Below are 13,558 nucleotides of genomic sequence, written 5' to 3'. Positions count from 1 at the left end.
GGGCGTTGGGACGCCAGGTGATCAGCTTGTTCTCGACCACGTCCAGCAGCGCGTCGATGACCAGCACGAAGGCGGCCAGGATGATGATGCCGGCGAACACACCGACGGCGTTGAAGTTGCCTTCTGCCTGCGCGATCAGGTAGCCCAGGCCCGCCGAGGCGCCGAGGTACTCACCGATGATCGCGCCGACCACGGCGAAGCCCACCGAGGTGCGCAGCGAGGACAGGATCCAGCTGGCCGCTGCCGGGAAGTAGACATGGCGTAGCAGGTCGCTGCGGCTTGCGCCCAGGATGCGGGCATTGGCCAGCACCACCGGATTCACCTCGCGTACGCCCTGCATGGCATTGAAGAACGTGGTGAAGAACACCAGGGTGACCGCCAGCGCCACCTTCGACCACAGGCCCAGCCCCAGCCACAACACGAAAATCGGGGCCAGCACCACGCGCGGAATTGCGTTGAAGCCTTTGATGAAGGGATCGAGGATGCGCGCCGAGCGGCGGCTCAGGCCCAGCCAGACACCGCCGGCCACGCCGAGGCCGGTGCCGATGATGTAGCCCAGCGCGGTTTCGGTCAGCGTGATGTAGACGTGCTGGTAGAACGAGGTATCGGACAGCCAGGTCCAGGCCTGCTGCACGATCGCCGTTGGCGATGGGAAGAAGAACGGATCGATCACGCCCAGCGCGATGCCGCCCTCCCAGCCGCCGAACACGGCCACAACCAGGGCCAGTTGGATGAACTTGTCAGTCTTGGCGTGCATAGCTCTTCTCCACTTCGCCGCGCAGGCAGGCCCAGATGTCGCGGTACAGGTCGGTGAAACGGTCATCCAGCTTGATTTCGGCCACGTTCCGCGGCCGTTCCAGATCCACGTCGAAACTGCGCACGACACGGCTGGCCGGGCCGGAGGACAGCACCACCACGCGGTCGCCCAGGGCGATCGCTTCTTCCAGATCGTGGGTGATCAGGATCACCGAGCGCCGGTCCTCCTGCCACAGGCGCAGCAGCTCGTTCTGCATCAGGTGCCGGGTGTGGATGTCCAGCGCCGAGAACGGCTCATCCATCAGGATCACCTTCGGCTCGACGATCAACGCCTGCGCCATCTGCACGCGCTTGCGCTGGCCACCGGACAGCTGGTGGGGGTAGCGATGCTCGAAACCGGCCAGGCCGACCTTGGCCAGCCACGCGTTGGCCTTGGCCTTGCGTTCGGCTTCGGGCACGCCACGGAAACGCAGGCCGAGCTCAACGTTCTGGTACGCGGTCTTCCACGGCAGCAGCGCGTCCTGCTGGAACAGGTAGCCCACCGACTCCTGAACGCCGCTGACCGCACGGCCGTCGATGCTGACCTGGCCGGACGACGGCTTCAGCAGGCCCGCCACGGAATTGAGGATGGTGCTCTTGCCGCAGCCGGTTGGCCCAACGATGGCAAGGAACTCGCCATCACCTACCTGGATGTCGACATCACGAACGGCGGTGAATTCGCCGAAGGACATGGTCACCTTGTTGAGCGCGACCATGGTCTGTGCAGGCTCCAGCTGCGGTGCACCATTGAGCTGGCGCACGGTGGCATTGAGGGCCATGGGGTTACCTCCGCTTACGGTTGGGCAGCCGGCGCCGCGGCGTTGGCACGCTCGACGAAGGCATTGGTGTAGGTGCGGGACAGATCGATGTCGGCCTTGGCCACGTCCGTATTGAACTCGCGCAGCACCTTCAACGGCGTTTCCAGATCAGCCGGCGTGAAATGACCGTCGCGGGTGAAGATTGCGCGGGCGTTCTCCACTGCGCGGGCATAGGTGGCGCGGTCGCCGGAGACGTAGCTGTCCGGCAGCGCCGCAACGATGTCTTCAGCACTGTTGTCGGCGATGAACTTCAATGCCATCTGCTCGGCGCGGGCGATCTTCTCGGCCGCTTCGGGGCGCTTGTCCAGGAAGCTCTGGTTGGCGTACATCACCGAGGTTGGATAGAGGCCGCCATAGACCTGGCGGGCGCCGTCGTCGCTGCGCGCGTCGAGGAGGATCCTGCCGACCTTGCGTTCGGTGATCAGGGTGGCGGCAGGATCGTAGTTGACCAGCAGGTCGATCTTGCCCTGCTCCAGCGCGGCTACCGCTGCGGCGCCCGAGCCGACGCCGATCAACGAGATGCTGTCAGCCGGAATATCGTGCTGGGCGAGGAAGTGACGGACGAAGAAATCCGACGATGAGCCCGGTGCGGTAATGCCGACCTTCTGGCCCTTGATGGTCTCCGGGCGGGCCGGATCGAAGGTGGCATCCTCGCGGCCGGCCATCACCAGGCCGGAGTTGCGCGAGAGCAGCACGAAGGCCACCACGTCCTTGCCCTTGGCCTGCATCTGGATGGTGTGGTCGTAGAAGCCGACGGCCACGTCGGTGGAATTGGCCACCAGCGCCTGCAATACCTTGGAGCCGCCCTGGGCGAAGTTCTCGGTCTTCACCTGCAGGCCGACGTCCTTGAAGTACCCCTTGGCGTCGGCGATGAAGAACGGCAGGTTGTTGAGGTTGTAGGAGCCGACGCTGATGCGTACCGGTGCATTGTCACCACCGCCGGCGGATGCGCCTTCGGTGCGCCCGCTGTTGCTGCATCCGGCCGCGGCCAGACCAGCCGCGCACAGCGCGGCCATCAAGAACTGCTTGTACATCATCCCTCCCAGGAGTGAAGCATCTACGTTGTAATGGCGGGCATGCGCACCTGCGCCGGCCCGTCCGGGTTCAGATCATGCCGCTGACGTCCATTGGCGGGCTTGGGTGGAACCGGCCACGGCAAGTGCTGGCGTGGTGGCAAACACGCGGCCCTCAAACAGGCGGCGTGCGGTGCGCACGACGCTGGCAACGACCGGCGCATCCTGCGAGCTGCGACTGAGGCCCACCTCCAGGGCCCCGCTCGGATGTTCGAGGGTAATGCTGCCGGGAACGGACAGGCATCCGACCAAAGTGTGGGCCAGCGTGCCCGGCGTAACGGCGGCGGTGGCCAGGCCAACAGCGCCGGTAATGGCCAGCGCGGTGTGGCATTGATGCGGCATGAAATAGCGCACCTGCAGATCGCCCCCATGTTGCGGCGCCGACAGCAGCACCGGCTTCGGAATGACCTTGTTGCCGGCGTCGGCGATGCCCATGCGGGCGCCTGCCTCGATGCGCAGCGCTTCCAGCCGGCGCATGAATACCGCGTCCGCGTTCAGTTCGGCGGGCGGGGCATCGCCGCGCACGCCCAGGTCTTCGGCACGTACCAGCATCATCGGCATCGCGCAGTCCACCAGGCTGACCGGCACGCCATCGATGGTCTCCTGCGCGTGCCCGCTGGGCAGCAGCTTGCCGGTGCGGGCACCTGCCGCATCAAGGAAGGAGAGCCTGACCGGCGAGGCCGAGCCCGGCGCGCCGGCAATGCGCGTATCACCGCGGTAGACCACATTGCCGCCCGGCGTTTCCACCGTGGCGATGATCAGCTTGCCGGTGTTGACGTTGTGGATGCGCACCTCGGTCTGCGGATCCTGCGCCTGCACCAGCCCACGCTCGATGGCATACGGGCCTACGGCCGCCAGCATGTTGCCGCAGTTCGGCGAGGTATCCACCACCTGCTGCTCTACCCGTACCTGGGCGAACAGGTAGTCGACATCGGCGTCCGGACGGCTGGAGCTGTCGATGATCGCCACCTTGCTGGTCAGCGCGTTGCCACCGCCGATGCCGTCGATCTGCAACGGATGGCCCGAGCCCATCACTTCCAGCAGCAGGCGATCGCGTTCAGCGATGTCCATCGGAAGGTCGCTGGCCAGGAAGAACGGGCCCTTGGAGGTACCGCCGCGCATGAGCACGCAGGGAATGCTGAGCAGATCGTTGGACATACGTGTGCTAGATTGATGCGTATAGGGAATGAATGACCCCTCTGTGATTCGATACTGGCATGACCTCAATTGATCTGTGAATTGCTGATTTTCGGATGATTGATACCCAATGAGCATCAATTGCGAAATCCTGGATCTGCGTGCGTTCCTGCTGGTCTCGGAGACCCGCAGCTTCCATCGCGCCGCGGAAATCCTGCACGTCTCCCAGCCAGCACTCAGCCGACGGATCCAGAAGCTGGAGCAGGCCGTGGGTTCGCCACTGCTGGAGCGCACCACGCGCAGCGTCAGTACCACCGCTGTCGGCGAGAACCTGCTGCCGCTGGTACGCCGCATGCTGGAGGAATTCGATGGCTCGCTGTTCTCACTGCGCGGCCGGGAGGACACCCGCGGCGCCACCGTGACCATCGCGTGCCTGCCGACGGCGGCGTTCTACTTCCTGCCCAGCGTGATGGCGCGTTTCCACGAAGCGCACCCGAACGTGCGCTTCCGCATCCTGGATATCCCGGCGACGGAGGGTCTGCAGGCAGTGGAACGTGGCGAAGTCGAGTTCGGCATCAACTTCATGGGCGCCAACGATCCCAATCTCGACTTCGACGTACTGGCTGAGGACCCCTTCGTCCTCGCCTGCCGACGTGATCATCCGCTGGCCCGCAAGCGCAAGGTGGAATGGGCTGATCTGGCCGAGCACCAGCTGATCACCGTGCATCGCACCAGCGGCAACCGCACGCTGCTGGACGGCGCGCTGGCGCGCGAGAACCTCAAGTTGAGCTGGCACTACGAGGTGACGCACCTGTCGACGTCACTGGGCATGGTCGAGGCCGGTATCGGCGTGTCGGTGCTACCGAAGATGGCCACGCCGGACGGGGATCACCCCACCCTGGTGACACGCGCGATCGGCAATCCTGTGGTATCGCGCACGATCGGGATCGTCCGTCGCCGGGGCGCCCTGCTCTCGCCCACGGCGGAGCGCTTTCTGCAGATGCTGATGAGCCAGTGGCGCGGGACCGTCTAAGGCGCTGGACATCTGGCTGGGCTGCTGCGCAGGCTGGGCTTCCGCCATGCACCCTGCCTGATCACCGATGCGTCGGACAGCGACCTGTCCGACGTGCCGTTGCCCGCGGCGGTCAAACAGGATCGGCTGTTCTATCTGGGTGCTTGGCGGCCACCGCTGTTCAAGGACTACCTGGATCCCCGCCTGACCTGCACCGTGCCGGTCACCCGCAAGCACTATGCGCTCAGGGCCAAGCTTGATCTGCAGAGGATCACGATACCCGCTCTCTAGCGACAGCCGCTTTCGCGTGAAGTGGCCATGTTGGTGGAACTGGTTGGCCGGGTAGGCGCCTGCGCGCGAGTACATCATGCGCACCAGGCTGGACAGCGTGGTCACGCTACCCCACCGATGATCGCGCATTGCTGGCACCGCGCGGTTGCTGCAGAGCCACCGCCGGTGGCGGCCCATCGGTGGCATCGACGTCGGGCACGCCCACCTGGTCGATCAGGCGGCGTGCATAGGGTGCGGCGGATTCGAAGTCAGGAGATCAATGCGTTTGGCGCACTTCAATCGCCCCTGGATTCAATGGCACTGCTGCGCGACATCGATGCCGTCTCGATGCTTCATGATGAGCGCCTCCAGCCCCGAGGGCTCTCCAGAAATCGGGCCGGGCTTGCCGGGCTGACCCTCCGGGATCAGTCTCGATATCGTCTGATCCTGAAACTTGGCAATGCCTGGCGCACGTCGGTCTGCGTATCCAAAGATATCGAGGGTGAGCAGGTCATGCCCGTTCTCGACCAGGAGTAATGGAACCTCTCTGCACCGAAGTTCGAACACGCTCGATTGCGGGGGGCCTGCTTCGATGGCAATGCCTTTCGATGCGTTCGCCCGAGCGAAGGCGATCGCATCGTCGCGAAGCATCTTGAATGTTTCTGGTGGAAGTGGGCGGAATGTTCTGAGCTCAGATTCGAGAGAGGTTGGATACGTTATCCAAACGATTCCTGCCGCAACCACCAGGCCCAGGAACGTGAGGGAAGAGATCAGAATCTTCATTTTGGAGCCTTCATTTAACCTGTCTGACCCTTGGACTTTGCGGATTCGCAACCTTCCGCCCCAGCCGGTGAACAGCAGCTTCCGTGCGTTGCCGCGCCTACAGAACGCCCTCGTCACGAAGCCACGAAGATCGACGCAATACCCGCGAGCGATCCCACGGCCACCCACGAGAGCGTGGCGAATGCAACCAGCAACACCTTCCGGTGGACGACCTGCGCTTCGTTCCGGGACTCCGGCCGCCGCGCATAGGGCCTGGAGAAACCCAGCAGTTCGCCAGTGACTGTCAGCGCCCCCATCAGGATCAGCGCGGTTACGCAGAAGCCGAACATGGCGCCGATGAAGGCCAAATACCGGGTATCACCGATAGCCGGCTGCGTCCCGGCCAGCGCCTCCACAAGTTGCCCCGTCCACCGTGCGGGCAGCCAGGCCAGGGCGGCGACAATGCTGAAGTGACTGACCACGTTGATCCAGAACCAGGATGTGGTCTTCATGACGTCAGCGTTTCCGGTGGTGGCCAGTGGCGGGCATCGTGACGCCTGCGCCAGCGCCGCACAACCCTGCCTGGGGCCGCGGGCCAGCGGCCGGCACGCCTCGGACAATCAGCCTGCGGTTTCCAGCCCCTTGCCCGCCGCATCCATCCGCAACGAGGCCAGGTACCGGCAGTATTTGCCCACGAAGATGCCAGTGAACCCGCCCGTCAGCAGCGGGTAGGCGGCACTGAAGCCGGCATGGGCGGACAGCGACGGCGACACCGCAAATGCGACTTCGAAGCCGTACTTCACCAGGAAGGTGGCCAGCAGCAGCGGCAGCAGGCTGAAGTCCGCGCTGCGCCAGAGCTTGCCGGTGCTGCGGTCCAGCGTCAGCTTCAATCGATTCAACAGCAGCCAGGCAAGCGTCGCGCCCGTGGCGATGCCGGCCAGCCATTCGCTCCAGGCGCTCAGCGAAGCGCCGAAGCGATGACTGACCGACCACGCACCCCAGACGGCGAACAAGGCGGGTACGATCGCAAGCTTCTGCAGCGAGGTCTCGGCCGGCTTCATGGCGGCGATGCCACGGGTGATCAGGAAGGCCAGGAGCAGCCACACCCAGATTGGCGTCTGCGAGGCGAGGTGCTGGAGCATGTTCATGAGCGGTCCCCTTGGTGAGTGGTGGCGAGGCGCCCTCGCCTTGGCGCTCACTATTCGCTTCCGCCCGGGTTGCAACCAGTGACAGCTGTCAGCCATCGGGGATGACCCGCTGGCGTGCTGCCCGGCCTCCGGCAGCTGTTGGGTAGATACGCCCGGTACGTCCTGCGCCGGCCCGCTTTCGGCCCGCGCTACCATTACCACGACGCCGCTGCGAGCCACGCGCATGTACCACGACCCTGTCCGACGCCGTCTGTGTGCGGCGCTGCTGGCCACCGGCTGCGGCCTGTCCGCATCATCGGCGCTGGCGAGCCGGGCGACGTTAGCGGGATGCCGTTCGCTGACCGCATTGCTGCAGGCCGAACGGCAGCCTGGCATGGCGGCGGTTCTGGTCGATCACGGGCGCATTGCCGCGCTGTCCACGACCGGGCGGCTCAGTGACAGCCGGACTGCACCGATTGATCGCCATACCGTGTTCGAACTGGGGTCGATCACCAAGCTGTTCACGGCCCTGCTGATATTCCGGCTCCAGCAGCGGCAGCTGCTCGACGTCACCGCGCCCATCGGCCTGTACGTGGAGGGGTTGCCTTCCGCTTGGGCATCCACTTCGCTGCTGCAGCTGCTGAGCCATACCTCAGGCATTCCCAACTATCTGAATGAAGACAACTTCCTGCGGTTGATGCCGACGAATCCAGGCCCCCGTGAACTGCTTGCAGAGGTGGCCGAGCGGCCGCTGGAGTTTGCGCCCGGTGCGCGGCACGCCTACTCCAATACGAACTACATCCTGCTCGGCCTGGCCATCGAGCATGCGACCGGCATGGATTACTGGCGCATCCTCCAGGAGGAGATCCTGTCGCCGCTGGGCATGCGTGATGCGGGGCCGCGTCGTGCAGGGGAGCGGCGCCGGATTGCCCAAGGGCATCTGTTCCAGGATGGCCACTGGCGCGCGCCGCCTCCCACTGCTCCGGGCTCGGCATGGGCCGCCGGCGGCCTGCTCGCGAGCATCGAGGACATGGCGCGCTTTGCTGTGGCGCTGGACCAGCATCGACTGCTGCCCGAGGCGTCCCTGAAACGGATGTGGTGCGACACACTGCTCTCCAATGGCAGCAACGCGGGCTGGGGGGCCGGCTGGGAAGTTTCCGATGGCGGAAAGGTCGTCGGCCATGGCGGCGGAACCGCAGGCTTCACCGGGTATCTCCGGCACCGTCCCGCCGATCGAAGAACACTCGTCGTGCTGATCAATCGCGCCGGAGACATCAACCCGCAGGGTATTGCAGAGCGCCTCGACCTGGGCATGCGTCACTGCAATGGGAGGCTTTCCAGGCCTGCGCCCGCGCTGGAACATGCCGGCGCCCGGACAACGCGATTCCTGCAGTGATGCGGATCATCCGCTCTGGCTGATTGAAATGCGCCGCCGGTACCGCGCCATCCACTCCAGCGACGGCGCAACACCGCCGAACGGGAAGAAATGCGGGCTGACCGGGCCATGGGCGCTGGTCAGCCCCTTCACCAGTCGATCGACGAACACCTCCGGCCCCGCCGTGCCGAGCAGCCGGCCGATCGAGATGCCATACCGGGCCAGCATCGATGCACTGGCGCCTACGCCGCACATCGCGGCGTATCGCAGCAGCCGGGTGATGCTGGCTGGACCCGGCACACCGACCAGCACCGGAACCGCGATGCCACGCGTGCGCAGTGCATCCAGCCAGGTCAGCACGGTATCGGCATCGAAGGCGAACTGGGTGACGACCAAGGGGGCCATGCCACGTGCTTCGATGGCCTGGCATTTACCCTCCAGCGCCTGCCAGCGTTCTTCACTGCGCATTGCCGGATGCCCTTCCGGGTGCCCGCCGATAGCAACGACCTTGATGCCGCATTGCTCCAGAACACCGGTCTGGATGATCGAAGCACTGTCGGCAAACGGTCCGGCAGGTGTGGCCAGGTCACCCGCGACCAGCAGGCAACGCGCGACCCCGGCTTCGCCGGCAGCACGCTCCAGGAAGCGCTCAAGCGCTGCGTTCGAGCCGATGCGGCGGGCAGAGAGATGCGGCATCGGTTCGAATCCGAGCGCGCGCACCGTGTGCGCGGCGGCCAGGCGGGTGTCGTCATCCTCGCTGGCCAGGTAGGGAATGGAGATGACCGTACCGCGCGGGATCCGATCCGCCTCGGCGCACAGCGCGGGCATGGCCTTCGCGCTGACTTCCAGTGAAAAGGCGTTGAGGAAGGCGTCCGCCCGCAGTGACATGCCTGCCGACATCAACGCGCTCCGCCCACATTGCCGGCAAGCGGCGAGCTGTTACGGGCCAGCTCGATGAAGGCCTGCAGGTAGTCGATACCGGTATCGGCCTCGCGCGCGCCCAGGTAGATCTGCTTGGGGATGCCCTTGGCGCCCAGCCGTACGGGCACCACGTCCATGCGCGTGGCGTACTCCTCCACCAGCCAGCGCGGCATGGCAGCCACGCCGCGGCCGCTGGCCACCATCTGCATCATGATGTCGGTGGTTTCAATGGCCTTGTGGCGCCGCGGGGTGATGCCGGCCGGCAGCAGGAACTGGTTGTAGATGTCCAGGCGCTCGAACGGCACCGGGTAGCTGATCAGCACTTCCTGGCTGAGCTGGCGCGGCTTTACGTGGTCCACCTTGGCCAGGGCGTGGTTGCTGGCCACCACCAGCACCTGCTCGTAGTCGAACACAGGGATGAACTTCAGGCCCGGCTTCAGCAGTGGATCGGGCGTGACCAGCAGGTCGATCTCGTAGCCGAACAGCGCGCCGATGCCGCCGAACTGGAACTTCTGCTTGACGTCCACATCCACGTCCGGCCACGCGGCCAGGTACGGCGAGACGATCTTCAGCAGCCACTGGTAACAGGGGTGGCATTCCATGCCGATGCGCAGCGCGCCGCGCTCGCCCTGGGCAAACTGGCGCAGGCGCTCCTCGGCCAGGTCCAGCTGCGGCAGCACCCGGTTGGCGACTGCCAGCAGATATTGCCCGGCCTGGGTCAGCCGCAGGCTGCGGCCTTCGCGCAGCCAGACATCGGTACCCAGCTGCTGCTCCAGCTTCTTCATGCTGTGGCTGAGCGCCGACTGGGTCAGGTTGAGCACGCCGGCAGCAGCGGTGAGCGAGCCCTGCTGCTCGACCTGCTGCACGATGCTGAGGTGGATCCGCTCCAACATTAAGATGAATCTCACTCATGGATAGGTGAAGTAATACCATTTTACGTCATGGAAAGGCATGGCTAGGATCGGGTCATGCCTTCATCCCAACGCCCCCTCCGTATCGTCGCCGTTTCCGGTGGACTGCAGCGCCCCTCCCGGGCCGCCACCCTCGCCGAGCACCTGCTGGGCCTGATCGGCGAGAACATGCGCAGCGAACAGCAGCTGATCGAACTCGGCGAACTGGCGCCGCAGCTGGCCGGTGCGCTGTGGCGTTCGCAGCTCCCGGAGGTTGTCGAGCGCCAGCTGGTGGCCGTCGAACGGGCCGATGTCCTCGTGGTGAGCACGCCGGTCTATCGCGGCTCCTACACAGGGCTGTTCAAGCACTTCTTCGACTTCATCGACCAGGACGCGCTGGTCGATACCCCCATCCTGCTGGCCGCGACCGGCGGCAGTGACCGCCATGCACTGGTGATCGATCACCAGCTGCGGCCGCTGTTCAGCTTCTTCCAGGCCCGCACCCTGCCCCTGGGCGTGTATGCCACCGACCGCGATTTCACCGAGGGGCACGTGCACAACGAAGCGCTGATCCAGCGCGCACGACTGGCGGTGCAGCGCGCAATGCCGCTGCTTGCGCTGTCCCATCGCCGCGCGCCAGTCGCCGCCGCCGAGGCCATCGAAGCCCTTTGAAGCCAGATGCCGCCGACCTGCATCTGGATGTCACCCCGCAAACGGAACGCCGCCCATGACGAACGACGCCTTCACCTTCAGCATCACGCGCATCCCCTTCAACGAGGATTACCAGCCGGCCGAAGGCACGCGCATCACCACCAACTTCGCCAACCTGGCGCGCGGCGCATCCCGGCAGGAGAACCTGCGCAACACGATCAGCATGATCAACAACCGCTTCAATGATCTGGCGCATTGGGACAACCCAAGCGCCGATCGTTATGCCGTCGAGCTGGACATCATCTCGGTGGAGATGCACATCGACGGCGCCGACGGCAACGATCCGTTTCCGTTGATCGAGGTGCTGCAACCGACCATCGTCGACACGCGGACCGGCGCGCGTACCGAAGGCATCGTCGGCAACAATTTCTCGTCCTACGTGCGTGATTACGATTTCAGCGTGGTGCTGCCGGCCAGCAACGAGGGCAAGGCCACCTTCGGTCTTCCGGAAGGCTTTGGCGACCTGCACGGCAAGCTGTTCAAGCACTTCCTGGGATCGGACGCCTACCGCGCCAGCTTCCGCAAGGGGCCGGTGATCTGCATCAGCGTCTCCAGCAGCAGGACCTACCACCGCACCGAGAATCATCACCCCATCCTGGGCGTGGAGTACCGGCAGGGCGAGTTCTCCGCCACCGACCACTACTTCGACAAGATGGGCCTGCAGGTACGTTACTTCATGCCGCCGGGCAGCGTCGCGCCGCTGGCGTTCTACTTCCAGGGCGACCTGCTGGGCGACTACTCGAACCTGGAGCTGATCGGCACCATCAGCACGATGGAAGCGTTCCAGAAGATCTACCGCCCGGAGATCTACAACGCCAATTCCGTAGCCGGCAAGGTCTACCAGCCCAGCCTGAAGCACCAGGATTACTCGTCCACCCGCATCGTCTACGACCGCGAAGAGCGCAGCCAGCTGGCGGTCAAGCAGGGCCGGTTCACCGAAGAACACTTCATCAAGCCGTACCGCGCCGTGCTTGAGCAGTGGGCTGCGCGCTGATCCATCGATTTCCCCTTCGCATACCAGGACAACCCGACACCGATGAAGAAACTGCTCCCCACCTCCACCGCCGGCAGCCTGCCCAAGCCGTCCTGGCTGGCAGAACCCGAAAAGCTCTGGTCGCCCTGGAAGCTGCAGGACGAAGGCCTGGCTGAAGGCAAGCAGGATGCGCTGCGCCTGTCGCTGCAGGAACAGCAACACGCGGGCATCGACATCGTCAGCGACGGTGAGCAGACCCGGCAGCACTTCGTCACTACCTTCATCGAGCATCTCAGCGGCGTTGACTTCGAAAAGCGCGAAACCGTGCGCATCCGTAACCGCTACGATGCCAGCGTGCCCACCGTGGTCGGCGCCGTGAGCCGTCCGAAGCCGGTGTTCGTGGAGGATGCGAAGTTCCTGCGCCGCCAGACTGCGCAGCCGATCAAGTGGGCGCTGCCCGGCCCGATGACGATGATCGACACGCTGTACGACGCCCACTACAGGAGCCGGGAGAAGCTGGCCTGGGAGTTCGCGAAGATCCTCAACGAGGAAGCGAAGGAGCTGGAAGCGGCCGGCGTGGACATCATCCAGTTCGATGAGCCGGCCTTCAATGTGTTCTTCGACGAAGTGAACGACTGGGGCGTGGCCGCCCTGGAGCGCGCGATCGAAGGGCTGACGTGCGAGACAGCCGTGCACATCTGCTACGGTTACGGGATCAAGGCCAACACCGACTGGAAGCAGACGCTGGGATCGGAATGGCGCCAGTACGAGGAATCGTTCCCGAAACTGCAGGCCTCCAGCCTCGACATCATCTCGCTGGAATGCCACAACTCCCACGTGCCGATCGACCTGATCGAGCTGGTGCGCGGCAAGAAAGTGATGGTGGGTGCCATCGACGTGGCCTCCAGCACGGTGGAGACCGCCGATGAAGTAGCCAGCACCCTGCGCAAGGCGCTGCAGTTCGTGGACGCCGACAAGCTCTACCCGAGCACCAACTGCGGCATGGCGCCGCTGGCGCGCGATGTGGCCAGGGGCAAGCTGCGCGCGCTCAGCGCGGGGGCGAGGATTGTGCGCGAGGAACTCTCGGCATAAGCCTGGCCGGGGAGGCATTGCCGTTGGAATTCCGGCTTGACCGAGCCTGCCCGGGTATCGACCAGGCTCCACCTCGCCCCTGCAGCTCCGGCCGGGTCTTCATCGCGGGCTGTCGCGGCGCCAGTGCCTGTTTGATCCGTACCACCTCACCCGCCCCGGCCTCGGCCAGGCGGCGGGCCTGCTGCCGTTGTTCCCGCGAAAGTGCGGGCGACGGCGCAGCGCTTGTTTCCGGCACCACGTCCACCAGTCGTGCCACCGCCTCGCGCAGCCGCAGCTGTGGGCAGAGCCGCGCGGCACACCAGCGCTCGGCGTAGCGCCTGGCCTGTCGCACATTCGTGGCGGCCACCACCTTGGTCTGGGACATCTTGCGTGCGTCCAGGTACACCCGGAACCCGAGCACGGCATGCGGCACGATGTTGGCCACGGAACGCCCGTTCCACCACAGGTCCCAACGCTCGCCGCTCTGCACCCAGCCGGAGGGCCGGGTGACCGTCATGAACTCTGGAAGATCGAAGGGAGAACTCATGCCGGGAAGGATACGAGCGCCCGTCGCACCGGCTGAGATCCGCGCCGTGTGCTTGTTCTTGACCATGAATCGTTAA

At 65.1% G+C, this 13,558-nt stretch carries 15 protein-coding genes and 1 pseudogene; 5 read left to right on the top strand and 11 right to left on the bottom strand.

The features are described from left to right. From N5E02_RS06210 to N5E02_RS06195, 4 genes are all read right to left on the bottom strand, one after another. Nucleotides 1-757, bottom strand: a 757-nt coding sequence (locus N5E02_RS06210) for an ABC transporter permease (protein ID WP_279732021.1), incomplete at its 3' end; no start/stop codon positions are given. Next, nucleotides 741-1,574 (bottom strand): ABC transporter ATP-binding protein, encoded by an 834-nt coding sequence (locus tag N5E02_RS06205; RefSeq protein WP_005416613.1) that lies wholly within the window; start codon nucleotides 1,572-1,574, stop codon nucleotides 741-743. The genes N5E02_RS06210 and N5E02_RS06205, both read right to left, overlap by 17 nt. Before the next feature lie 14 nt (nucleotides 1,575-1,588). After that, nucleotides 1,589-2,647, bottom strand: coding sequence for an ABC transporter substrate-binding protein (locus N5E02_RS06200; RefSeq protein ID WP_065186460.1), 1,059 nt, complete (start codon nucleotides 2,645-2,647; stop codon nucleotides 1,589-1,591). Between the two features lie 75 nt (nucleotides 2,648-2,722). Then, entirely contained in the window at nucleotides 2,723-3,844 is a 1,122-nt protein-coding gene (locus tag N5E02_RS06195; RefSeq protein ID WP_065177790.1) for a 4-oxalomesaconate tautomerase, read from the bottom strand. 109 nt (nucleotides 3,845-3,953) lie between these two features. Here N5E02_RS06195 and N5E02_RS06190 point away from each other — a divergent pair, with 109 nt between their 5' ends. Further along, on the top strand, nucleotides 3,954-4,856 hold the full coding sequence (locus tag N5E02_RS06190) for a LysR family transcriptional regulator (protein WP_053496567.1): 903 nt from the start codon (nucleotides 3,954-3,956) through the stop codon (nucleotides 4,854-4,856). A gap of 309 nt (nucleotides 4,857-5,165) precedes the next feature. On the opposite strand, the pseudogene N5E02_RS06185 reads toward N5E02_RS06190, so the two are convergent. The 4 genes and pseudogenes from N5E02_RS06185 to N5E02_RS06170 all read right to left on the bottom strand — a co-directional run. Next, a pseudogene (locus tag N5E02_RS06185) lies at nucleotides 5,166-5,373 on the bottom strand (hypothetical protein); the annotation flags it as partial. Between the two features lie 44 nt (nucleotides 5,374-5,417). After that, entirely contained in the window at nucleotides 5,418-5,888 is a 471-nt protein-coding gene (locus tag N5E02_RS06180; RefSeq protein WP_262220010.1) for a hypothetical protein, read from the bottom strand. A gap of 113 nt (nucleotides 5,889-6,001) precedes the next feature. After that, complete coding sequence (locus N5E02_RS06175; RefSeq protein ID WP_065177798.1) at nucleotides 6,002-6,379, bottom strand: hypothetical protein; 378 nt, start codon at nucleotides 6,377-6,379, stop codon at nucleotides 6,002-6,004. Nucleotides 6,380-6,487: 108 nt separating this feature from the next. Then, nucleotides 6,488-7,015 (bottom strand): DUF6622 family protein, encoded by a 528-nt coding sequence (locus N5E02_RS06170; protein ID WP_279946071.1) that lies wholly within the window; start codon nucleotides 7,013-7,015, stop codon nucleotides 6,488-6,490. Between the two features lie 223 nt (nucleotides 7,016-7,238). Here N5E02_RS06170 and N5E02_RS06165 point away from each other — a divergent pair, with 223 nt between their 5' ends. Then, a complete protein-coding gene (locus tag N5E02_RS06165; protein ID WP_279946070.1) occupies nucleotides 7,239-8,390 on the top strand; it encodes a serine hydrolase in 1,152 nt (383 codons plus the stop codon). 6 nt (nucleotides 8,391-8,396) lie between these two features. On the opposite strand, the gene N5E02_RS06160 is transcribed toward N5E02_RS06165, so the two are convergent. Further along, nucleotides 8,397-9,269 (bottom strand): methylenetetrahydrofolate reductase, encoded by an 873-nt coding sequence (locus N5E02_RS06160; protein WP_279946069.1) that lies wholly within the window; start codon nucleotides 9,267-9,269, stop codon nucleotides 8,397-8,399. After that, entirely contained in the window at nucleotides 9,269-10,183 is a 915-nt protein-coding gene (locus N5E02_RS06155) for a LysR family transcriptional regulator (protein ID WP_005416621.1), read from the bottom strand. The genes N5E02_RS06160 and N5E02_RS06155 overlap by 1 nt, the downstream gene beginning before the upstream one ends. Nucleotides 10,184-10,258: 75 nt before the next feature. Between N5E02_RS06155 and msuE the strand changes: the two genes are divergently transcribed. The 3 genes from msuE to N5E02_RS06140 are packed head-to-tail and all read left to right on the top strand — an operon-like array spanning nucleotide 10,259 to nucleotide 12,956. Further along, nucleotides 10,259-10,852, top strand: a complete 594-nt coding sequence (gene msuE / locus N5E02_RS06150; RefSeq protein WP_139727133.1) for an FMN reductase — start codon at nucleotides 10,259-10,261, stop codon at nucleotides 10,850-10,852. A gap of 55 nt (nucleotides 10,853-10,907) precedes the next feature. Further along, a complete protein-coding gene (locus N5E02_RS06145) occupies nucleotides 10,908-11,885 on the top strand; it encodes a DUF1852 domain-containing protein (RefSeq protein WP_279946068.1) in 978 nt (325 codons plus the stop codon). A 42-nt stretch (nucleotides 11,886-11,927) separates the two neighbouring features. After that, the gene (locus N5E02_RS06140; RefSeq protein WP_279946067.1) at nucleotides 11,928-12,956 is read left to right on the top strand and encodes a methionine synthase; all 1,029 of its coding nucleotides are present in this window, start codon (nucleotides 11,928-11,930) and stop codon (nucleotides 12,954-12,956) included. Here N5E02_RS06140 and N5E02_RS06135 read toward each other — a convergent pair. Then, entirely contained in the window at nucleotides 12,913-13,548 is a 636-nt protein-coding gene (locus tag N5E02_RS06135; RefSeq protein WP_279946066.1) for a hypothetical protein, read from the bottom strand. The two genes, N5E02_RS06140 and N5E02_RS06135, sit on opposite strands and share 44 nt — an antisense overlap. Nucleotides 13,549-13,558 lie beyond the last annotated feature (10 nt).

Origin of the sequence: Stenotrophomonas sp. GD03777 (assembly GCF_029842485.1) — a bacterium.
Classification (GTDB): Bacteria; Pseudomonadota; Gammaproteobacteria; order Xanthomonadales; family Xanthomonadaceae; genus Stenotrophomonas; species Stenotrophomonas sepilia.
This window is presented reverse-complemented; position numbering and strand designations above follow the sequence as displayed.